The sequence below is a fragment of the Caballeronia catudaia genome, from assembly GCF_001544755.2.
Lineage (GTDB): Bacteria > Pseudomonadota > Gammaproteobacteria > Burkholderiales > Burkholderiaceae > Caballeronia > Caballeronia catudaia.
In genome coordinates this window covers 14,115-33,207 of record NZ_FCOF02000019.1, presented here as the reverse complement: position 1 = coordinate 33,207, position 19,093 = coordinate 14,115, and the positions used below count along the sequence as shown (strand labels likewise).

21 protein-coding genes and 2 pseudogenes are annotated in these 19,093 nt (G+C 63.3%); 12 read left to right on the top strand and 11 right to left on the bottom strand.

The window, feature by feature from the left end; translation table 11 throughout:
- Positions 1-8 precede the first annotated feature (8 nt).
- The gene (locus AWB75_RS20445) at positions 9-914 is read right to left on the bottom strand and encodes an NHL repeat-containing protein (protein WP_087086704.1); all 906 of its coding nucleotides are present in this window, start codon (positions 912-914) and stop codon (positions 9-11) included.
- Between the two features lie 134 nt (positions 915-1,048).
- Here AWB75_RS20445 and AWB75_RS20440 point away from each other — a divergent pair, with 134 nt between their 5' ends.
- The 6 genes from AWB75_RS20440 to AWB75_RS20415 all read left to right on the top strand — a co-directional run bounded on the left by AWB75_RS20440 (position 1,049) and on the right by AWB75_RS20415 (position 4,346).
- Entirely contained in the window at positions 1,049-1,465 is a 417-nt protein-coding gene (locus AWB75_RS20440) for a hypothetical protein (RefSeq protein WP_061125903.1), read from the top strand.
- 34 nt (positions 1,466-1,499) lie between these two features.
- Positions 1,500-2,552 (top strand): extracellular catalytic domain type 1 short-chain-length polyhydroxyalkanoate depolymerase, encoded by a 1,053-nt coding sequence (locus AWB75_RS20435; RefSeq protein WP_061125977.1) that lies wholly within the window; start codon positions 1,500-1,502, stop codon positions 2,550-2,552.
- A 225-nt stretch (positions 2,553-2,777) separates the two neighbouring features.
- Positions 2,778-2,981, top strand: a complete 204-nt coding sequence (locus AWB75_RS20430) for a cold-shock protein (RefSeq protein WP_061125902.1) — start codon at positions 2,778-2,780, stop codon at positions 2,979-2,981.
- Between the two features lie 69 nt (positions 2,982-3,050).
- Positions 3,051-3,368, top strand: coding sequence for a hypothetical protein (locus tag AWB75_RS20425; RefSeq protein WP_327219441.1), 318 nt, complete (start codon positions 3,051-3,053; stop codon positions 3,366-3,368).
- A gap of 217 nt (positions 3,369-3,585) precedes the next feature.
- A complete protein-coding gene (locus tag AWB75_RS38595) occupies positions 3,586-3,870 on the top strand; it encodes a molybdopterin-binding protein (protein ID WP_235012176.1) in 285 nt (94 codons plus the stop codon).
- Between the two features lie 56 nt (positions 3,871-3,926).
- Positions 3,927-4,346 (top strand): winged helix-turn-helix domain-containing protein, encoded by a 420-nt coding sequence (locus AWB75_RS20415; protein ID WP_087086703.1) that lies wholly within the window; start codon positions 3,927-3,929, stop codon positions 4,344-4,346.
- A gap of 10 nt (positions 4,347-4,356) precedes the next feature.
- On the opposite strand, the gene AWB75_RS20410 is transcribed toward AWB75_RS20415, so the two are convergent.
- Entirely contained in the window at positions 4,357-4,845 is a 489-nt protein-coding gene (locus AWB75_RS20410; RefSeq protein ID WP_407642156.1) for a DUF2325 domain-containing protein, read from the bottom strand.
- 216 nt (positions 4,846-5,061) lie between these two features.
- Here AWB75_RS20410 and lpdA point away from each other — a divergent pair, with 216 nt between their 5' ends.
- The gene (lpdA, locus tag AWB75_RS20405; RefSeq protein ID WP_087086702.1) at positions 5,062-6,807 is read left to right on the top strand and encodes a dihydrolipoyl dehydrogenase; all 1,746 of its coding nucleotides are present in this window, start codon (positions 5,062-5,064) and stop codon (positions 6,805-6,807) included.
- A 233-nt stretch (positions 6,808-7,040) separates the two neighbouring features.
- Here lpdA and AWB75_RS20400 read toward each other — a convergent pair whose 3' ends face one another.
- Complete coding sequence (locus AWB75_RS20400) at positions 7,041-7,244, bottom strand: TetR family transcriptional regulator (RefSeq protein WP_061125899.1); 204 nt, start codon at positions 7,242-7,244, stop codon at positions 7,041-7,043.
- A 191-nt stretch (positions 7,245-7,435) separates the two neighbouring features.
- On the opposite strand from AWB75_RS20400, the gene tauA reads away from it, so the two are divergent.
- Genes tauA through AWB75_RS20385 form a run of 3 tightly spaced genes read left to right on the top strand, consistent with a single transcriptional unit; the run spans position 7,436 to position 10,094 of the window.
- Complete coding sequence (gene tauA, locus AWB75_RS20395; protein WP_061125898.1) at positions 7,436-8,470, top strand: taurine ABC transporter substrate-binding protein; 1,035 nt, start codon at positions 7,436-7,438, stop codon at positions 8,468-8,470.
- Entirely contained in the window at positions 8,467-9,246 is a 780-nt protein-coding gene (locus AWB75_RS20390) for a taurine ABC transporter ATP-binding protein (RefSeq protein ID WP_061125897.1), read from the top strand. The genes tauA and AWB75_RS20390 overlap by 4 nt, the downstream gene beginning before the upstream one ends.
- Positions 9,243-10,094 (top strand): ABC transporter permease subunit, encoded by an 852-nt coding sequence (locus AWB75_RS20385; RefSeq protein ID WP_061125896.1) that lies wholly within the window; start codon positions 9,243-9,245, stop codon positions 10,092-10,094. Before AWB75_RS20390 ends, AWB75_RS20385 begins: the two co-directional genes overlap by 4 nt.
- 27 nt (positions 10,095-10,121) lie before the next feature.
- On the opposite strand, the gene AWB75_RS20380 is transcribed toward AWB75_RS20385, so the two are convergent.
- The 6 genes and pseudogenes from AWB75_RS20380 to AWB75_RS20355 form a co-directional block, all read right to left on the bottom strand.
- Positions 10,122-10,901, bottom strand: a complete 780-nt coding sequence (locus tag AWB75_RS20380) for a type 2 periplasmic-binding domain-containing protein (protein WP_159462792.1) — start codon at positions 10,899-10,901, stop codon at positions 10,122-10,124.
- Positions 10,902-10,967: 66 nt separating this feature from the next.
- Positions 10,968-11,780, bottom strand: a complete 813-nt coding sequence (locus AWB75_RS20375; RefSeq protein ID WP_061125894.1) for an ABC transporter permease — start codon at positions 11,778-11,780, stop codon at positions 10,968-10,970.
- Positions 11,781-11,785: 5 nt separating this feature from the next.
- Positions 11,786-12,160 (bottom strand): annotated as a pseudogene (locus AWB75_RS20370) (ABC transporter substrate-binding protein); the annotation flags it as partial.
- A gap of 111 nt (positions 12,161-12,271) precedes the next feature.
- Positions 12,272-12,976, bottom strand: a pseudogene (locus tag AWB75_RS20365) (GNAT family N-acetyltransferase); the annotation flags it as partial.
- A gap of 46 nt (positions 12,977-13,022) precedes the next feature.
- On the bottom strand, positions 13,023-14,264 hold the full coding sequence (locus AWB75_RS20360) for a glycosyltransferase family 4 protein (protein ID WP_061125893.1): 1,242 nt from the start codon (positions 14,262-14,264) through the stop codon (positions 13,023-13,025).
- A gap of 418 nt (positions 14,265-14,682) precedes the next feature.
- Positions 14,683-16,077, bottom strand: coding sequence for a hypothetical protein (locus AWB75_RS20355; protein ID WP_061125892.1), 1,395 nt, complete (start codon positions 16,075-16,077; stop codon positions 14,683-14,685).
- Between the two features lie 225 nt (positions 16,078-16,302).
- On the opposite strand from AWB75_RS20355, the gene AWB75_RS20350 reads away from it, so the two are divergent.
- Positions 16,303-17,118, top strand: coding sequence for an alpha/beta hydrolase (locus AWB75_RS20350; protein ID WP_235012175.1), 816 nt, complete (start codon positions 16,303-16,305; stop codon positions 17,116-17,118).
- Positions 17,119-17,163: 45 nt separating this feature from the next.
- Positions 17,164-17,658 carry a GNAT family N-acetyltransferase gene (locus tag AWB75_RS20345; protein ID WP_061125890.1) on the top strand — a complete coding sequence of 165 codons (495 nt, stop codon included), beginning with the start codon at positions 17,164-17,166 and terminating at the stop codon, positions 17,656-17,658.
- On the opposite strand, the gene AWB75_RS20340 is transcribed toward AWB75_RS20345, so the two are convergent.
- Positions 17,659-18,111 carry a ferredoxin reductase domain-containing protein gene (locus tag AWB75_RS20340; RefSeq protein ID WP_235012174.1) on the bottom strand — a complete coding sequence of 151 codons (453 nt, stop codon included), beginning with the start codon at positions 18,109-18,111 and terminating at the stop codon, positions 17,659-17,661.
- Positions 18,112-18,575: 464 nt separating this feature from the next.
- The gene (locus AWB75_RS20335) at positions 18,576-19,088 is read right to left on the bottom strand and encodes an OmpA family protein (protein ID WP_061125889.1); all 513 of its coding nucleotides are present in this window, start codon (positions 19,086-19,088) and stop codon (positions 18,576-18,578) included.
- Positions 19,089-19,093: the final 5 nt, after the last annotated feature.

The window sequence follows — 19,093 nt, the reverse complement described above, 5'->3', positions numbered from 1 at the left end:
CGTCATCGCTACTTGATCGGGATGACGCGCAGCGCGCTCGGCTTGTCCGGCGCGCTCGACCGGTCGACGACGATGAGCCGTTTCCTCGCGACATCGACCGCGACGCCGCGCGGCGATTCCAGATCGTTCTCAATGACGGTCGGACGGCCACGCTTCGAAATGCTGCACACGGCGTGCGCGCCGCACTTCGTGTAGAGCGTGCCGTCAGGCGATGCGGCCATCAGGTCGGGCGCATCGATTGTCGCGAAGACATCGCTGGCGGGCACGGGCGCGTTCGCGGCGCGCGCCGCCTGCAAATCCACTTTGTAGATGCGGTTCGCGGCCTGATCGCTGATATAGAGCATGTCCGCGACCTCCGCGAGCCCAACTGGTTTCTGCAAACCGGTGACGATATCGCGCTCGATCACCTGCCGCGGCGCCCTTCCGCGCGTGATCACGCTCACGCCGCCCGTCGCGGGCGCGCTGCCCTCCTTCACGAACCAGCTCGACAGAAACGTGCCGCCATCGAGCACGAGCAGGCCCAGACGCCGCCGCGCCGCATTCGTGTCGGACGCGAGCGCGATCTGGCCGCTCGGCGCGACATCGAACACCGCGCTCGCAGCGCCGAATCCGAAGCGCTCGACGAGCAGATGCCCGTTCGGCGCGAACGCGATCTGGCTCAAGCCCGTGCGCTCGCCTTCGGCTGCCGGAATGCGCGCGTACGGGGAAAAGTCGTCGCCGCCGATATTCGACGTCATCACGATGCCGTTGGTCCTGTCGTCGGTGACGAACACCGCGCCGTCTGTAGCGCGCACCGCGACCCCGTTCGGCGCGCCCGCGAGCGGCGCCTTGCGCGCGCCCGTGCCCGGCGCGGCCGAGCCGCACGCCGCGAGGAACATCGACATTGCGAACGCCGCCATCAGCCGCCGCTTCATGCACTTCTCCCGTCGATGACGAAACATCCTAATCCACGTGCGCATACAGCGCGCATCACGCTCCCCGAGAAGAATTTGACGCCCTCTTGAAAACAGCTTATAACCATCCATATGGATGGTAACGGGAGGGTTAGATGGCAAAAGAAGCGGTCGATCGATCACGCGGCAGCGAGACCGAAAAAATCACGATCAACTTGGGTCCGGTGGATCTGGGCCAGATCGATCTGCTCGTGGAAGAAGGTTTTTACTCGAATCGCACGGATCTGATTCGTACGGCGATCCGCAATCAGTTGTCGGTTCACGCTCCGGCCGTCAAGGAAACGGTGACGCGCCGCGAATTCGTCCTGGGCCTTCAGCATTTTTCGAAACAAGACCTCGAAGCGGCGGTCGCGGCCAACCAGCGACTCAAGATTCAGGTGCTGGGATTGGCCAGCATTGCCACTGACGTCTCTCCCGAACTCGCGCTGGCAGCGATCGACTCGATTCTGGTTCGAGGCGCGCTCCATGCATCACCGGCGGTCAAGGCTGCGCTCGCGGATCGAATCCGTTAGCGCCCCTGACTCTTTGCCCGATAACGGAATGAAAATGAAACTCAACGAAGGCTTTCTTGACTCGATGAAAGAGGCGTTCGCACTCTTTCGCAACAACGATCCCGCCGCGGCGACGGAGATCGTGAAGCGCGCCATGCGTGGCGAGCGGACGGACGCGACGACAACACGCTCCGCCGAAGTGTTGCAACCGCTGCAACCCAGGCGCCACGCGCATGCGGCACAAGCCGAGCCCGACGTGCAGGATCGCGGGCATTTCAGCATGCGAAGCTACGCCAGCGCCGCTGGCCAGCGAAACTACAAGGTCTACGTGCCGAGTCATGACGGCAGCGATCCCTTGCCGCTCATCGTGATGCTGCATGGCTGCACGCAAGACGCGGACGATTTCGCAGCCGGCACGCGGATGAACGCGCTCGCCGAAAAGCACGGCTTTATCGTCGTCTATCCGATCCAGCCTCAAGGCGCGAATACGTCGAAGTGCTGGAACTGGTTCAGGCGAGTCGATCAGCAGCGCGACCAGGGCGAGCCGGCATTGATCGCGGGCATCACACGTGAGGTCATGGCGAATCATCGCGTCGATCTGGAACGTGTCTTCGTGGCTGGGCTTTCGGCCGGCGGCGCGATGGCGGCGATCTTGGCGCAGACTTATCCCGATCTGTATGCAGCGGCAGGCGTTCATTCGGGCCTGCCGGTTGGATGCGCACACGACTTGCCGTCCGCACTGGCAGCGATGCGCGGCGGCAAGAAAGCGCAAAAGGCCGGGCGCGCGCGCGCGCACGTTAGTCAGACACCCCAATGTCCGCTGATCGTATTTCACGGCGACGCCGATGCGACCGTCCATCCCGCCAACGCCATTGAACTGCTACAGGGATTCACCGAACGCGCATCGTCCGGTCGTGCCGGCGCACGAACGCACACCGTCCGGCACATGACGTCTGGAGCAGGCGTGGACGCCGAACTCTGGACCATCCACGGCGCGCCCCACGCGTGGGCCGGTGGCTCTTCGAGCGGAAGTTACACCGATCCATCCGGACCCGACGCCAGCGCGGAGATGGTGCGATTCTTCCTCGAACACCCTCGCCGTCATTGAGCGTCCCGGTCGGCGCTGTCGTTGCGACATGGGCGGCGCCGACGATTGCTTGACTACTTTTGTCAGAATTGGTAGAGTCTCGTTTGGAAGTATCCAAGAAGTTCGATTGCTGCTCATCAATATTCCGTTTTGTCTCGCGGTATTCGTTGTCCATTCCCTCCTTGCTGCTTCTTCAGTTCCCTTGCGGAACGCACTTTCTATTCAAATTTTTTTCAAGGATTCCAGATGGATACCGGTATCGTCAAATGGTTCAACGACACCAAGGGCTTTGGCTTCATCACGCCCGATAATGGCGGCGACGACCTTTTCGCTCACTTCTCGGAAATTCGCGCCGATGGTTTCAAGACCCTGGCCGAAAATCAGAAAGTAAGCTTCGAAACGAAGCGCGGTCCCAAGGGACTGCAGGCTGCGAATATCAAGCCGCTCTGATCGTTTCAGAACACTGGGCTCCAATCGCGGAGCCCAGTCGTGCGGGCCCAGTCGGAGCCCGCACGCCACGTGGTCGCAATCGCACCACTGCTTGCGGAAAACGCTGCGTGCGTTCCCGCCGTCTCTCGCTCGAGAGCACGCCTTCACAAACCTAAAAATAAAATGCAAAAGACACTCTTCCACGATTATCGCGGTTATTCCGTGCGTCCTTCGGCACACCGCCTGCCAGACGGTTATTTTTCAGCAGATCTGCTGCTGGAGCGATCCAACGCTCTCGCTGAAAAGATGCAATATCGGTTTTACTCGCTCGGCTATTTCGACAAGGAAATCGAAGCGACCAATTTCTCCCGTGAATGGGCAGAAGACTGGATCAACAGCAAGGGATAAACCCCAGGCTTTGGCGGCTCTTCGCTGCGACTCGCTGCGCCAGTTATCGCGAGCAACATGTCCATCATGCGCGGACGAAGACGCCATCGGGTGCACCGTCGTGTAGTCTCGGATATCACGCCCGATGGAGCGAGACCGACCTATGCTGCCCAGCCATGCAACTTTGCCGTCACTAAGCCAAGCTATTTCCAGCCCGCACGCCGAAATCGGCGGCACGGTGCAAAGACCGCTCACGCTGGATGTCGCCGCATTGCGCGAATTCTCGCGCGCGAGCATCGAGCCGTTCGATCTGGTGTGCTTTTCGACCGGCCGCTACATCCGCCCGATGGGAAGCTATCGCGGCGTGCAGTTGCGCGTGCTGCTCGACGCCGCCGGCGTTCGACGTCCCGACAACACGGATTTCAAGCGCACCGTGTTCCTCGCGCGCGGCGATGCGCCGACGTGCGCGCCTGGCTGCCCCGGATGCGAGGATTACGGTTTCTGCTATCCGGGCAACCGCTGACGCGCCCGCCCGTGGAGGAAACGTCCGTCCGTTTTCGTTCGTGTATTCTCTCTGGCATGGCGACGACCCACAAAACAACAGCAAGCGCGAAGGAGACGGACGCGACGGACGCAAGGGACGCGGCAAGCCAGCCGGCCCAGGTTCGTTTTCGCATGCGCGTCACGAAAGGCGAGACCATCGCGATCGGCCCGGGCAAGATTTCGCTGCTGGAAGCGGTGCGCAAGCACGGCTCGATATCGGCGGCGGCGCGCAGCCTCGACATGTCGTACCGGCGCGCGTGGCTGCTCATCGACGAGCTCAACCGCTCGCTCGAATCGCCCGCTACGATCTCGGAGCAAGGCGGGCAAAGCGGCGGCGGCTGTGTGCTGACGCCTGTCGGCGAAAGCATCATCCGGCTTTATCGCGAGGTCGAAGCGCAGGCGCAAGCCGCGTGCGCCGCGCAGATCGAATCGCTCACGAAGCTACTCAGGCACTAGCCGCTGGCCTCTACCCATGCCGTAAGCAGAACGCGGACGGTGGCGGCCCGCTCACGCGCCTTTGCTGCGTGCTCGCGGTGAGCCGCGCGACGAACTCCACGAAGCTCGCGACGCTCGCGGTGTGCAGCGGCGAGTACGCCACGCCGTGCCGCTCGCAGACGCGCTTCAGCATGTTCATCGAATCGTGATCGATGCAGTCGACGGGAAAGAGCACGACATCCGCGTCCGGCAGCGCGGCGGCAAGCAAGCCCTTGCGATCCTCGATGCCGCCGTCATGCACGATCAGCTCGCCACCCGCCGCCCCGACCGGCGACTTCAGCACCGCATTAGAATTCGGCCTTCCGCCGACATAGACGATTCGCCTGCCGCTCACGCATTCGACGGCACGACGGCGCGCGTCGGGCTGATCGGCGGCATCGAGCGTCGCGCGTTCCAGCGCCGCGCATTCAGCCTGGACGACCTTCAGCAGCGCGTGCGCTTCGCCGAGCTTGCTGCGCAACGCGCGCGTCTCGTCCTCTTTCTCTCGCGCGCTGCTACCACTGAATATAGCGATACCGAAAAGCCGGATCGACGCACGAAGCCCATGGACAGGGCGTATCCTACGACTTCGGCGCGCCGGGCCGGCCGGTCAAGGCTGTCCGTCCGCAAGGCGCGCTTTGCCGGACGTTTTCCGATCGTTTCCAGTCGCGAGAAATCGCTCACAAGGAGAATCTGAATGGCCAGGATTGAAGTCAAGGTTCCGCAGCTTTCCGAATCCGTCACCGAAGCGACGATGTTGCCGTGGAAGAAGAAAGCGGGCGACGCCGTGACGCAAGACGAAATCCTCGTCGAACTGGAAACGGACAAGGTCGTGCTCGAAGTGCCCGCGCCTTCCGCCGGCACGCTCGCGGAAGTGGCGAAGAAGGAAGGCGATATCGTGCATGCGGACGAAGTGCTCGCGGTCATCGATACGGAGGCGAAGGCGTCAGCCGCGGCGCCTGCGCCTGAAAAGCCTGCTGCGCCCGCGCCTGCCCCCGCGCCCGGCGCACAGACATCCACCGACAAAGCCGATTTCGATGTCATCGTGATCGGCTCCGGTCCCGGCGGCTATATCGCCGCGATCCGCGCCGCGCAGCTCGGACGCAAAGTCGCGTGCGTCGAGGAATGGATCAATCACGCGGGCAAGCCGAAGCTCGGCGGCACGTGCCTGAACGTCGGCTGCATTCCATCGAAGGCGCTGCTCGCGTCGTCGGAAAAATTCGAGAGCGCGAAACTGCACTTCGCCGATCACGGCATCGGCGGCGTCGGCGAGCTTTCTGTCGATGTCGGCAAGATGGTCGGGCGCAAGGAAGTCATCGTCGAGAAGATCACGGGCGGCGTCGAATTCCTGTTCCGCAAGAACAAGATCACCTGGCTCAAAGGGCACGGCAAACTCGCGGGCAAGGACGGCGGCAACTTCAGGATCGAAGTCAGCGGCGAAACGCATACCGCGCAGCATGTGATCATCGCGACGGGCTCGAAGGCGCGGCATCTGCCGAACGTGCCCGTGGACAACAGAATCGTCTCCGACAACGAAGGCGCGCTCGCTTTCGATGCCGTGCCGAAGAAGCTCGCCGTGATCGGCGCGGGCGTGATCGGCCTGGAGCTCGGCTCCGTGTGGCGCAGGCTCGGCGCCGAAGTGACGATTCTCGAAGCACTGCCCGAATTTCTCGGCACGACGGATACGGCGCTGCAAAAGGAAGCCGCGAAGCTCTTCAAAAAGCAGGGCTTGACGATTCACCTCGGCGTGAAGATCGACGGCGTGAAGACGACGGATTCGAGCGTCTCCATTTCCTACCAGGACAAGGACGGCAACGCGCAGACGCTCGACGCGGATCGCCTGATCGTGTCGATCGGCCGCGTGCCGAACACGGACGATCTCGGGCTCGATTCCATCGGTCTGTCGGCGGACGAACGCGGCTTCATTCCCGTCGACGGCCATTGCGCGACGAAAGTGCCGAATGTCTACGCGATCGGCGATGTCGTCCGCGGCCCGATGCTCGCGCACAAAGCCGAGGACGAAGGCGTGCTGGTGGCGGAGATCATCGACGGGCAGAAGCCGCATATCGACTACAACTGCATTCCGTGGGTGATCTACACGCATCCGGAAATCGCGTGGGTCGGGCAGACCGAGCAGGCGCTGAAGGCCGAAGGGCGCGAAGTCAGGGCGGGCCAGTTCCCGATGCTCGCGAACGGCCGCGCGATGGGCATCGGCGAGACGGACGGCTTCATCAAGGTCATCGCCGATGCGAAAACCGACGAGATTCTCGGCGTGCACATCATCTCGGCGAACGCATCCGATCTGATCGCGGAAGCCGTGGTCGCGATGGAGTTCAAGGCAGCGAGTGAGGATATCGCGCGGATCTGTCATCCGCATCCGTCGCTGTCGGAAGTGATGCGGGAGGCGGCGCTTGCGGTCGACAAGCGGGCGTTGAATATCTAAACCCGCCTCGGCATCCACACGCGCAACAGCGCGCAAGGCCGGTCGACGTCGACCGGCCTTGCCTGATCTTCGCTCGCCTCCGCCGCGAGACGCTTTCCCGGTCACCCTTCATCGCCTTCACGGCAGCTTACGAAAGCGCGCATTCCCGCGGATGCGCCGCGTCGCTTCGAATCCCTCCATGCCAGGCGCCGTCATGTCGATCAGCATGACATCGACGCTAGTTTTTTTCCCATTCACGTGATGAGCGCCTGCGTGACGCCGCACGACGCGGCCACTTCCTTGAGCGACGTGCCCGCATAGCCGCGCTGCGAAAAATCGACCTCGGCGGCATCGAGGATGTTCTCGCGCTGATTGATGTTGCCCGCCGGGCGGCCGAGCCGCTTGCGCTTCGTCGACGCGCCATGCGCGCGGACGTGAGTGGCGTCGTCTTTCGTCATGCTGGGCGATGCTGCCGGTGGAGCGGGAAGCCGCGTCTATTTTACGGGCGTTTCAGGCAGCGCTTGCGAATCACGCCGTCGCGATGGATAACAAAGCGATCGCCGGTTCATTTGCTACGCACAAAAGATTGGTAGGCGCGGCATGCGAAGTGCCTATAGTCGGAGGCTTCGAAACCTCTCTTCTTCGTGCCATGAAATCACCGATTCGCCGCCGTCGACTGATCGCCAGCCTCGCCTCGTTCGCTTTCGGCGCCATCGCGCTCGCGCCGCTCGCCGCGCATGCCGAAACGCGCGAAGTCGTCATCGGCTATCAGGATATGGTCGTGCCGTGGCGCTATGCGCAGGCGAGCGGCGCCGTCGAGAAAGCCACCGGCTACAAGGTCACGTATCGCAAGCTCGGCAGCGGCGCGGACGTGATCCGCGCGCTCGCATCCGGATCGATACAAGTCGGCGAAGCCGGTTCCAGCCCGATCGCGGCCGGCCTTTCGCAAGGCGTCGATCTGTCGCTGTTCTGGATTCTCGACAACATCAACGACGCCGAAGCGCTCGTCGCGCGCAACGGCGCGGGCGTGAGCAAGCTCGCCGATCTCAAAGGCAAGACCCTCGCCGTGCCGTATGTGTCGACGTCGCACTTTCATGCGCTCGTCGCGTTGCAGCAGGCGGGCGTCGATCCGTCTTCGGTGAAGATCGTCAATCTGCGTCCGCCGGAAGTCGCGGCGGCGTGGGAGCGCGGCAATATCGACGCGACCTACATCTGGGACCCGGTGCTCGCGAAGGCCAAGCAGAACGGCCGCGTGCTGATCACGTCCGGCGAAGTCGCGAAGGAAAGCGGCAAGGCGACGTTCGACGGCCTCGTGGCGTCGCGCAAGTTCGCGCAGGCCAATCCCGCATTCCTCGCCGGCTTGGTCAAAGTGCTCGCCGACACCGACGCGCAATATCGCGACAACAAGGCCGCATGGACGGTCGATTCGAAAGAGGTGCGCGCGGTCGCGCAGGAATCGGGCGCCGCCGCCGCCGATGTGCCCGCGAGCCTCGCGCTCTACGCGTTCCCATCGGCGGGCGAACAGGCGTCGCAGACGTGGCTCGGCGGCGGCAAGCAGTCCGGCGCGGCGAAATCGCTCACGGCCACCGCGCAATTCCTGAAGCAGCAAGGCACGATCCAGAACGTGCTTGCCGATTATTCGACGGGCGTCGATCCGCGCTTCGTGCAGCAGGCCGCGAAATGACGTCGCTGTCGATCCGCAATCTCGGGCTCACCTATGAAGGCGCGAGCACGCCGGCGCTCAAGGGCGTCGATCTGCAGATCGGCAGCGGCGAGTTCGTCGTCGCGCTGGGCGCGTCGGGCTGCGGCAAGACCACGCTGCTCAACTGTCTCGCCGGTTTCATCTATCCGACCGAAGGCAGCGCCACGCTCAATGGCGAGCCGATCGCCGGTCCCGGCGCGGAACGCGGCGTCGTGTTCCAGAAGCACGCGCTGATGCCGTGGCTGAACGTGATCGACAACGTCGCGCTCGGCCTGCGCTTTCGCGGCATGAAGCGCGACGAGCGCCGCGAAATCGCGCGCCGCACGCTCGCGCTCGTCGGCCTCGCGCAACACGAACGCGCGAAGATCTACGCGCTGTCGGGCGGCATGCAGCAGCGCGTGGGCATCGCGCGTGCGCTCGCGGGCGATCCCGAAGTGCTGCTGATGGACGAACCAATGGGCGCGCTCGACGCCCTCACGCGCGAAAACGTGCAGGAACTCGTGCTCGATGTCTGGTCGCGCACGCGCAAGACCGTGTTCTTCATCACGCATAGCGTCGAGGAAGCGCTCTTTCTCGCGACGCGCCTCGTGCTGATGACGCCCGGTCCTGGCCGCATCGAGGAAGTGCACGAGCTGCCGTTCTCGCGCGACTACATCCGCAACCGCGATGCGCGCGCGGTGAAATCGTCGCCTGCGTTCATCGAATGGCGCGAGCGGCTGACGCGCCGCCTGCATCGCACTGAAACGGAGGCGTCATGAATCATCACGCGCATCTGGTCGCGGACGCGCCGCGCGCCTTTCATGTCAAACGCACGAAAAGGCGACTTCGCGGCATGCCCGGCGCGGGTTCGACCGCTCTGCCGAGCGCGCTGTGCGTCGTCGCGATCGCCGCGCTGTGGTGGGCGTCGACGCACTTTCACTGGATCGCCCCGCTCTTCCTGCCTTCGCCCGATGCCGTGTGGCGCGCGTTTCTCGACGCCGTTCGCGGACGTTTGCAAGGCGGCTTGCCGCTGTCCGAACATTTGCTGTGGAGCGCGATCCGCGTGTTCGGCGCGTTCGCGCTCGCGGTCGTGACAGCGGTGCCGGTCGGCATTCTGATGGGCGTGAGCCGCATCGCGCGCGGCGTGCTCGATCCGCCGCTCGAGTTCTATCGGCCGCTGCCGCCGCTCGCCTATCTGCCGCTCGTCGTGATCTGGTTCGGCATCGATGAAACCGCGAAGATCGTCGTCATCTGGCTCGCGTGTTTGGCGCCGGTCGCGATGGCTGCGCGCGCCGGCGTGAAGAGCGCGACGGCCGAACAAGTGAACGCGGCGTGGTCGCTCGGCGCGAACTTCCGGCAAGTCGTGTGGCATGTCGTCCTGCCCGCCGCGTTGCCGGAGATTCTGACGGGCTTGCGCATCGCCGTGGGTTTCGGCTGGACGACGCTCGTCGCCGCGGAAATGGTCGCGGCCACGGCCGGCCTCGGCCAGATGGTGCTCAACGCGTCGAGCTTCCTGCGCACGGATGTCGTCGTGATGGGCATCGTGCTGATCGGCGCAATCGCATGGGTTTTCGATTTCGCCATGCGCGCGCTGGAGAAAAGGCTCGTGCCGTGGAAGGGGCGCTGAGCCGTTCGCCGATCTCGCTCGCGCCCCTCAGTGGCAGTACAAATCGTTCTGCGCGTTGAACATTTCGAACGCAAGCCGCGTCGCCTGATCTTTGCGCACGGTCGAAAGCCAGCGTTGCCTGCGCCAGTCCCGCACCGTTCGTTCGATGAATACCGCACTCGCGAGGTCGCCACCACGCGTCGCGATATACGCGGGCGCGGGATCGAGCGCGCCCGGCAAGCGCCGGTAGTAGGCCCAGTCCGGCTGCTTCAGCAGCTTGCGGATGGCAAGCTCGTCGTCGACGAGCGCGGCGCACTCGCCTGCCTGAAACGCCAGCAACGCATCGAGCGGACGGTCATACGCCCGCACGTTTGCGTGCGCGCGACGCGCGGCGTTTCGCGCAAACCGACTGCCGCTCGCCACGCATATCGATGCGCCCGCCAGATCGCGCCAGTCGTGAACCGTGCCGTGCCGAAGCACGAGCGCCATGCCGCGTCCCGACGTATAAGCCGTGGGCGCGTAGGCGAGCGCGCGGTCATCGGCGAAAGCGAGTCCGCCGATTGCGATATCCGCCGCGCCCGAGCGCAGCGTATGGCGTGCATCGGCGAGCACGAAGGTGACAGGCGGGCCGACGCGCCGCCCGATGTCTTCGGCAAGCGCCGCGGCGAAACCATCGGGCACGCGCGCGAAGTGATCGACCTTGCCGACGTTCAATGCCGGCGCCGGACGCGATGGCACCGCGACGATCAACGCGCCGCGCGCGATCGCGGCGCAAACGGGCGGGCGTCGCCGCGATCGCGCATCGGCAACGACGACAGCGCGACGCACGTCATCGCGACGACAGCGAGCCAGCGCAGCCATCGACTGGACGATTGCGCCGCCGCAAGTCCGCTTCTAGCCATTCTGTGCGAGCCCGACGCGCCAGCGTAAAAGACGCCGTTCGAGCATCGAGAGACTCTTATTCATCAGGAGGCCGAAAAGCGCGAGCAGCACGATGCCCGCATACATGTCGGGAATCTGGAACGTTTCCGGTGAGTTGAGCGTGCAGAAACCGAGCCCCGAGCGCGCGCCGATCATCTCGGCCGCGACGAGCGCGGTGATGCTGTACGCGCCCGCGAGACGAACGTCGGTCAGTATTTCCGGCAACGCGGCGGGCAGCACGACCTTCGCGAAGATGAAGCCTTGCGATGCGCCCATCGAACGCGCGCAATCGACGAACACGCGTTCGACCTCCTTCACGCCGGAGATCGTGTTGAGCAGCACCGGCCAGAATGCGGCCCATACGATGATCGCGATCTTCGACGATTCGCCGATGCCGAAAAACAGCATGAACACGGGAAACAGCGCGAACGCGGAGACCTGCCGCAACAGTTGATAGAGCGGATCGACGATGCGTTCGGCGCGACGGAACCATCCGAGCGCGAAGCCGCAGACGACGCCGCCCGCCACGGCCAGCAGCAGGCCGCTGAGCGAGCGCAGCGCGCTCGCGCCGAGATGCTTCCACACTTCGCCGTTGTCGAACAATTGCGCGATGGCCAGCGCCACTTGCGACGGCGGGCTCAGATACGCCGTGCTCACGATGCCCAGACGCGGCAGCAATTCCCACAGCGCCGCGAACACGATCAGCGCGATGGATCGCTCGAACGCGATCGACCACCGTATGCCGCGCCTGGGCACGCCGTCCCGTTTCTTCGCGGCGACGAACATCGGCAGTCGCTCCAGAGCTTGTGCAGTTGCGCATCGGCTTCGGCCGCGCCGGAAAACGGCGGATGAATGATGGCGACATCCACGTTCTTCGTGACGAGCGCCTGTTGCGACTGGTTATCCGGCACGACGAGCCAGTTGATCTTCGATACATCCACGCCGTGCTGCGACAGATATTTCTTCGTCACGAACTCCGCGCATGCACCGAAGCTGTTGAACGCGACCGTCTTGCCTTCGAAGTCTTTCGGCGCGCGAATGCCGGAGTCCTTGCGCGTGAAGTACTTCATATGCGGCGCGTCAGGCAAGGTCTCGCCGCCCGCGGACACCACCTTGATATCCGCGCCGCTCGCAATGGCCGAGATGGCGAGCGGCACCATAGCGGAAAGGCTCATCATTCTCACGTCGGCGTCGGGACGATCAAACGAAGGAAATGCGCTTAGCTGACGCGCCCGAAAGTGAAAAGCATTTCATTCGATTACCGATCAATTACCGATCGCATCGCGCAATTGCGCAAGCGACGCGCGTTGCTTGCCGTTGGCATCGAAGTTATCGTCGGCGAGCCAGCGCTCGAATGCGCTGCGAATGCGCGGCCAGTCGCGGTCGATGATCGCGTACCACGCCGTATCGCGATTGCGTCCCTTGTAGACGATCGCCTGCCTGAAAATGCCTTCGAATTCGAAGCCGAGCCGAAGCGCCGTCTTGCGCGAGGGCGCGTTCAGGCTGTCGCATTTCCATTCGTAGCGCCGGTAGCCAAGGTCATCGAATGCGTAGCGCATCAGCAGATACTGCGCTTCCGTCGATATGCGCGTTTGCTTGAGCAAGGGCGAGAACGTGACGCTGCCCACTTCGATGACGCCATGCGCGGGCTCGATGCGCATCAGCGCGAGCGTACCGACCGCCCTGCCGCTCGTCGAATCGATGACGGTGTAATGCAGCGGATCGGTGGATGCCGCGGCTTTCGTCAGATAGTCGCGGAAGGCATCGAACTCCGTGAACGGACCGACGAAGAGATAGGTCCAGTCGCTGCCGTCCGATGCCTTGCCATAGGCTTCGAAGAGATCGGCCGCGTGGCGCTCGACATCGACGGGTTCGAGGCGGCAATGCTTGCCGTCGATGCCGATGCGCGCGGGCCGCTCGCGCGCTTTCCACTCGCTTACCGGCTCCCCGATGGGCTGTTGATACTCGTTGGTTTTCGTCATGCTCGTCATGCGTCACGAACTCCGTTGCGTGAGGGGCGTCGCGGCATCACACCGGATAACCGCGCGATCGAGCATACAGCACGCTCGATTGCGGATCGTTGAGCACGCTCTCATACAACTCGAGATAGGAAGCGACCATCGCATCGCGATTGAAGCGCGCGGCGTAGGCGCGCAACCGTTCGTGAACGCCCGGGTCATCCAGCAGTGCAACCGCTTCATGCAGCTTGCCGATGATCGTAGCGGGCCGCGTCATTTCGAACACGAGATTCGTACGCGGCTCGATCACTTCGGGAATGCCGCCCGTATCCGCGGCTACGACGGGCACGCCATGCGAATACGCTTCCACGGTCACGCGTCCGAAGGGCTCGTTCCAGATCGACGGCACTACGAGCACATCGATCATGCCGTAGAACTCGTCGGACTTGACGCGGCCGAGATACTCGACGCGCGGATCGTCGTATTTCGCCTTGAGCGAACGGAGATATGCCGCATCGCCCGCGCCGCCGATGGCGAGCGTCCACTGCAGGGTATCGTCCGCGAGCAGTTGTTCGAGCAGGAGTTCGAGCCCTTTCTCCTGCGACACGCGCCCGAGCACACCGAGCCGCACGGGGCCGCCTTCATAACGGCGCATGCGTTGCGGCGGGGCCGAGCCTTCGGACGGCTCGGCGCAGTTATGGATGACGGCCGTGTGCGCCGCCTGCGGGAAATAGCCGCTATCGAGGTGCTTTTGCAGCGCGAAGCGGCTCACGCCCACCGCGACCGACACGCGCGACGACGCGGCCCGCTTGGGTATCGCATAGACCGAGCAGACGCCGCACTGGCGCGTGCACGCCTTGCCGCGCGTGTACATGAGCGCGTTGGGGCACATCAGGTAGTAGTCGCGCACGGTATGCACGATCGGCACGCCGGCATTGTTCGCGAGACGCCAGATATCAATCGAGAGACAGGACAGATTGCTCGTGCTGATGACGTCGGGCTTCTCCCGCTCGATGATGCTCTTGAGCTTGCGCGACATGATCACGTTATGCACGTCGATGGCATGCCAGATCAGCTTCGCGACACGCCCGCGTTTCTGCCGCTGATGCGGCCAATAGAGATTCACCGACCGCAGGCGATGAATCTTCACGCCATTCATTTCCTCCACGCGATCGACGCCCGTGCCGGTCGCGCAGACCACGCACACCTCCATGCCCGCCTTCACCAGTCCTTCCGCGAGCAATCGCGTCGATACCTCGGCCCCCCCGGGTTCATCCGGAAAGTAGAGTGTGTTCGCTATGAGTATCTTCACGAATTCCCCGTTTCATGCCGCGCCCCTTGCTATTGTTTCCAAAGCGGCGCGACTGGGGCGTGACAGTGCGCTGCTACGACGGCTCGTTGAAAAAACGCATATGGATACGCGCTCCAGCGACTTGCGTTGATCGCTTACCAGTCTAGAACGCGACGATAATCTTTGAAAGGTAGAGCGATAACAGCAATCTTCATACTTGACGCCCGTCCGGGCGACTAACTATTAGAGTGCTGCAGTTTTCTTCGCGCAGTTAATTGAACCACGTTCAGCAATGTTCTGGCGACACTGAAAATTGAAACAAGCGTATCGCGTTCATCGGTCAAAAATGGAGTCAATCGGGCGATACTTTCAAATAAGTTGTTTGTGTTGGTTATCGAACAATGCAGTCGCACTGCATGCTTTATTCTGTCTGACCATATCACTCGGGCGCGACGTCACGCTGATTCGCAGCGCCTCTTATGGCGGCGAGCAGATCGTCCGGGTGAACCATCAACTCGCGCACCTGGCGCAGCGCCGGGTATTGATCGAGCACTGCCGCCCACTGAGGTGACTGCAGCATCGCGTTCCAGACTGGTTCGAGATCTTCCACGCGCGTGAGCGTGCTGGCGTATTCGAGGCTGGCCGGCGCAGTCATGAGCCGCATGCGGCCAGCGGCGCTGAGCGGACGCAACGCGGTGTCGTCGGATGCATCGCAGCAGTACAGCACCGTCTGTTCCAACGCGGCTTCGTCGGTGCGCAGCGCGCTCAGCGACGCGCCGCGAAGATGCACCACGCCTTCACGCGTCTCGAACGCGTAGGCGGCATCTTCATCTGCACGAGCGAGCAGGCGCAGTCCGCGCAACAAGCGCCCGAAGTCGGTCGTGGCGGCATCGACTGAAGCCTTCGCTTCGACGAGCAGACAAACATCCCAGGCCGGCGCGGAATCGAGCGATGGCGCGCGCCGCAGCAGGGCCGCGTCCCATTCGGTTTTGGCGCGCGCGTGCCCAGCGGCCAGCGAAGCCGGCACACGCATCGAAGTCACGACGCGGTATGACGCCGGTTGCCCTTCGTCTTCGTTGAGCCGTTGCGCCAGCGCCTCCAGCGCCCGCGCCGCCGATGCCTCCGCGTCCGCGCCACGCCGCTGCGCCTCTACTCCTTGTGCGACAGCCGTCGCGCTGCCGGGGCGCGGCCCGTTCCGGTCCCACAGCGACCGATAGCGCCGCACGAATTGATCCGGTTCCAGTGTTTCGAGACGCAGCAGGCGTTCCAACGCCGCACTGTCGCGCAGTTGCGTCAAAGCGCGCAGCAACGACGCATCGCTTGTAATTTCCGGCGCATGCAGAAGACATTCGACCGTGTTGCGAGTTTCGGATACCGGGACAGAGGACGCCGCTGCGAACAGTCGCGCAAGCGCTTCTCGTTGCGCGCCGGATCGCATGCGCTCCTGCTTGCGCGGATGCGCGATCGTGGTAATGGCCGCGCGAACCAGACGCCGGTCCTGCCCGGCCTGTGCGGACAACGCCGCATACTCGCGCACCGTCTCTGCGTGCTGCCGCAGCACCACCGCCTGAAACGCCGGATCGCCGGCATCCGGGCGCATCGCGTCCCGGATCACGCGCGCGAGCGCTTCGATGAAGCGGCGCTTCAACGCGTCATCGGGCACGCCGCCGCTTTCGATTACCTTTCGAGCCTCTTCGATCACCAGCGCAAGCGCCGTCGGCGCGCTGACGTCCTGCGTCCGCGAGACGATGGCGTCGAGTGGCGGCAAGCGATAGCGGCGTGCGACGGCGTGCAGCGTGTCAGCAAGCAGCCGCAACGATGGCATGGGCAACATTACGTTTTCCTGTCGTTTGAATCCGTGTATTTCCTGCAACGATAGCTTGCGTACGGACGTCGACATTAACGCGTCGTTTAATGATCTCGCAAAGAGAGAACTGGCCGACGACTTGTCATCTTTCATCGATACGCTGCAGCCGTTCTCCGATAACCACTGCGGGTCCATAGCAACATGCGTGTGCTGGCAAGAAGAAGATTCATTCACCTGACAGCGGCCGCATGCGTGGCCGGCGCGGCAAGCGCGGCGGGCGTGTTCGCATCGCGCGCGCGTGAGCATGAAGGCGAAGTGGCCGACGGCGTCGCCTACGGGAAATTGCGCCGTCAACGGCTCGATGTCTATGCGCCCGCATCGCATGACACGACGAATCGCCCTGTGGTCGTGTATTTCTACGGCGGCGCATGGCAAAGCGGCCATCGCGCGGATGCGCGCGGCGTCGCGCAGGCGCTGGCCGCGCGCGGCATCGTGACGGTCGTGCCGGATTACCGCATCTATCCGGAGACCGTGTTCCCCGGCTTTCTCGACGACGCCGCCGCCGCCGTGTACTGGACGCGCCTGCACGCGCGCGAATTCGGCGGCAACCCCCGGCGCATCTTCGTGATGGGACATTCATCCGGCGCGCACATTGCGGCCATGCTCGCGACCGATCCGCGCTATCTGGCCGCGCGGGGCATGTCAAAGACTTCGCTCTCGGGCATGATCGGCCTCGCGGGTCCGTACGCCGCCTTCCAGACGAGCGACCCGCACATGGACGAGATATTTCCGTCGGCGTTGCGCTCGCAGGCGCTGCCGCTGGCGTTTCTCAGCGGAGACGAGCCGCCGATGCTGCTCGCCGCCGGCACCGCGGACACCGATGTCGATCCGCGCAACAGCGTGCGTTTCGCCGACGCATTGCGCGCGCATCACGATAGCGTCGTGCTGAAAAGTTATGCGGGTTATGGGCACGACACGATCGTCGAGTCGTTCTCGGCGAAGCAGTCTGCGCCCTCGCCGGTTCTCGCCGACGTCACCGCTTTCATCAATGCACATGGAGCGCGCTGAACGGGCTCATATAATGAAGCCCTCTGCCCATTGCCCGTTTTTTTCATGCTCGTTCGTGCACTGACTCCTGAAGACGCTCAGTCGTTCCAGTCGCTTCGGCTATCGGCGCTGAAGCAATCGCCTTCTTCGTTCGCGTCGAGTTACGAGGACGAAAAGCATCGCTCTCCCGATGAGGTCATCGACAGAGTGATGCAGACGGAAAATCAGGCGGTCATCGGCGCGTTTGCGGAAGATCGGCTGATTGGCATCGTGGGCGTGCGTCGCGATCTATTTGCACAGCATCGGCACAAGGCTCACGTCTGGGGCATGTACGTTGCGCCCGGCTATCGCGGAGCGGGCGTGAGCAGGACGCTGATGAGCCACGCCATCGGCTTCGCGAAGAACATGCAGGGTGTGACGCAGGTGCATCTGGCCGTTGCGGCCACCAACGACATTGCCATCCGGCTCTACCGATCGCTCGGCTTCGAAGAGTCCGGCCTCGCCGACGACACATTCGACTGTGATCTGTGCATGTGCCTGCGCTTGACACACTCGGGCTGATCAAGCGGTCCGATCGCCGGGCGCTATCTTGTGCACGTTGGCCGCGTAGACCCATTCACGCGCCTGACGCTCGATGAGATCCGTGAAGGCAGGCGGACCGCTGCAATAAATCTGCGTGTCCGCGCGAGCCGGACTCATGGCATGTGCGCTTTTTTCAGCGAACAGATCGTGCGACAGGTCGAAATAGTGAAAAACCTTTCCGTGACTGCGAAGCGCGTCGATTTCATCGCGCAGAAGTTCACGGTCGGTCATTCGCGCGAAGTTATGCACTTCGAATCTTTGTCCCGTCGATGCAAGACGTTGCGCGATTCCGACGATCGATGCCGCCCCTGCCGCCCCCGCGAAAAGAATGGATCGCGCGTTGCGGTCGCGCATCGTCTGCGGGCTTGTTAGCGAGCTGAAGCAGCGTTCGTCTCGTTCATTCAGGATGACGGGAATCGGGTTGTCGCGCATGTCTTCTCCAATGAAACGTGCATCTTCTGCAATCGGAAGATGTATCGATGAACTGGTCGGAAAATCGGCTTAGGTCGAGAGTAGGATGGACTGGAATCGCGAGCAAGGCATTGCCGCCGCATACCAGTCATATAGTCACGCCGATATTCCCGGCGGATCCATGACAATCATTTGATTGCATTCAGCGACCGCTACGGCTTGGCTGTGATCGCCCAAAACGGCGGAATGCTTGCTTGGAACCTTCACCGGGCTCTGCGATCGCTACCGTCTGCGTTGCGCCCAAGGCCACCCGAATGGCAAGCGCTGGGCGCGACGCATCGCGCTTTGATGGCAGCGCCAGCCGAGTTCGGCTGCACGATCGTGCAGCCTGCAAGATGCGGATTGAGTTGCACGGTGCCTGGTGTCGTCAGATGGCGCTATTTCTTCAACAGTCGCGGTGGGTAACACCAACGTCCTTCAGTGCCTCAGCGCTTCGCGCGGCCCATGATCGCATCGAGCGATTCACCGACCACGACGATCTCCGTGCGGCGGTTCTTCGCCTGCCCCGCCGGCGAGTCGTTGCTCGCCGTCGGCTTGTCGTAGGCGAAGCCCTGCGTCGTGATGCGCGAGGCGGCAATTCCTCGTTCCTCCAGCGCGGTGGCGACCGTCTGCGCACGCGCTTCCGACAACGCCTGGTTGTACTCGTGCGTACCCGTGTTATCGGTGTGACCCTCGACGATCACCGACTTCTTGCTACGCTTGATCAATGCGACCGCGCGGTTCAGCGCGGGACCGGAATCAGCTCGCAGCGCCGACTTGTCGAAGTCGAACAGCACGCGGTCCGGCAGGCGCACCTGCACGCCTTCCGTGGTCTGCGTGACCTCGATGCCGACTTGCTGGTTCAGGGCGATCTCCTGATCGCGATCGGGTGCGGTGGCGCACGCAGACAACAGCGTGATCGATAACGCGCAAGCGGTGAGAGAGAATGCGTTCTTCATGTTAT

Excerpts from the sequence above, each read along its gene's own strand:
- AWB75_RS20430 (WP_061125902.1), top strand. The coding sequence starts at position 2,778 with ATGGATACCGGTATCGTCAAATGGTTCAACGACACCAAGGGCTTTGGC.
- AWB75_RS20400 (WP_061125899.1), bottom strand. The coding sequence starts at position 7,244 with ATGACGAAAGACGACGCCACTCACGTCCGCGCGCATGGCGCGTCGACG.
- lpdA (WP_087086702.1), top strand. The coding sequence starts at position 5,062 with ATGGCCAGGATTGAAGTCAAGGTTCCGCAGCTTTCCGAATCCGTCACC.
- AWB75_RS20340 (WP_235012174.1), bottom strand. The coding sequence starts at position 18,111 with ATGCGCGACAACCCGATTCCCGTCATCCTGAATGAACGAGACGAACGC.
- AWB75_RS20355 (WP_061125892.1), bottom strand. The coding sequence starts at position 16,077 with ATGTTGCCCATGCCATCGTTGCGGCTGCTTGCTGACACGCTGCACGCC.
- AWB75_RS20375 (WP_061125894.1), bottom strand. The coding sequence starts at position 11,780 with ATGTTCGTCGCCGCGAAGAAACGGGACGGCGTGCCCAGGCGCGGCATA.
- AWB75_RS20390 (WP_061125897.1), top strand. The coding sequence starts at position 8,467 with ATGACGTCGCTGTCGATCCGCAATCTCGGGCTCACCTATGAAGGCGCG.
- tauA (WP_061125898.1), top strand. The coding sequence starts at position 7,436 with ATGAAATCACCGATTCGCCGCCGTCGACTGATCGCCAGCCTCGCCTCG.
- AWB75_RS20435 (WP_061125977.1), top strand. The coding sequence starts at position 1,500 with ATGAAACTCAACGAAGGCTTTCTTGACTCGATGAAAGAGGCGTTCGCA.
- AWB75_RS20385 (WP_061125896.1), top strand. The coding sequence starts at position 9,243 with ATGAATCATCACGCGCATCTGGTCGCGGACGCGCCGCGCGCCTTTCAT.
- AWB75_RS20415 (WP_087086703.1), top strand. The coding sequence starts at position 3,927 with ATGGCGACGACCCACAAAACAACAGCAAGCGCGAAGGAGACGGACGCG.
- AWB75_RS20445 (WP_087086704.1), bottom strand. The coding sequence starts at position 914 with ATGAAGCGGCGGCTGATGGCGGCGTTCGCAATGTCGATGTTCCTCGCG.
- AWB75_RS20440 (WP_061125903.1), top strand. The coding sequence starts at position 1,049 with ATGGCAAAAGAAGCGGTCGATCGATCACGCGGCAGCGAGACCGAAAAA.
- AWB75_RS20345 (WP_061125890.1), top strand. The coding sequence starts at position 17,164 with ATGCTCGTTCGTGCACTGACTCCTGAAGACGCTCAGTCGTTCCAGTCG.
- AWB75_RS20335 (WP_061125889.1), bottom strand. The coding sequence starts at position 19,088 with ATGAAGAACGCATTCTCTCTCACCGCTTGCGCGTTATCGATCACGCTG.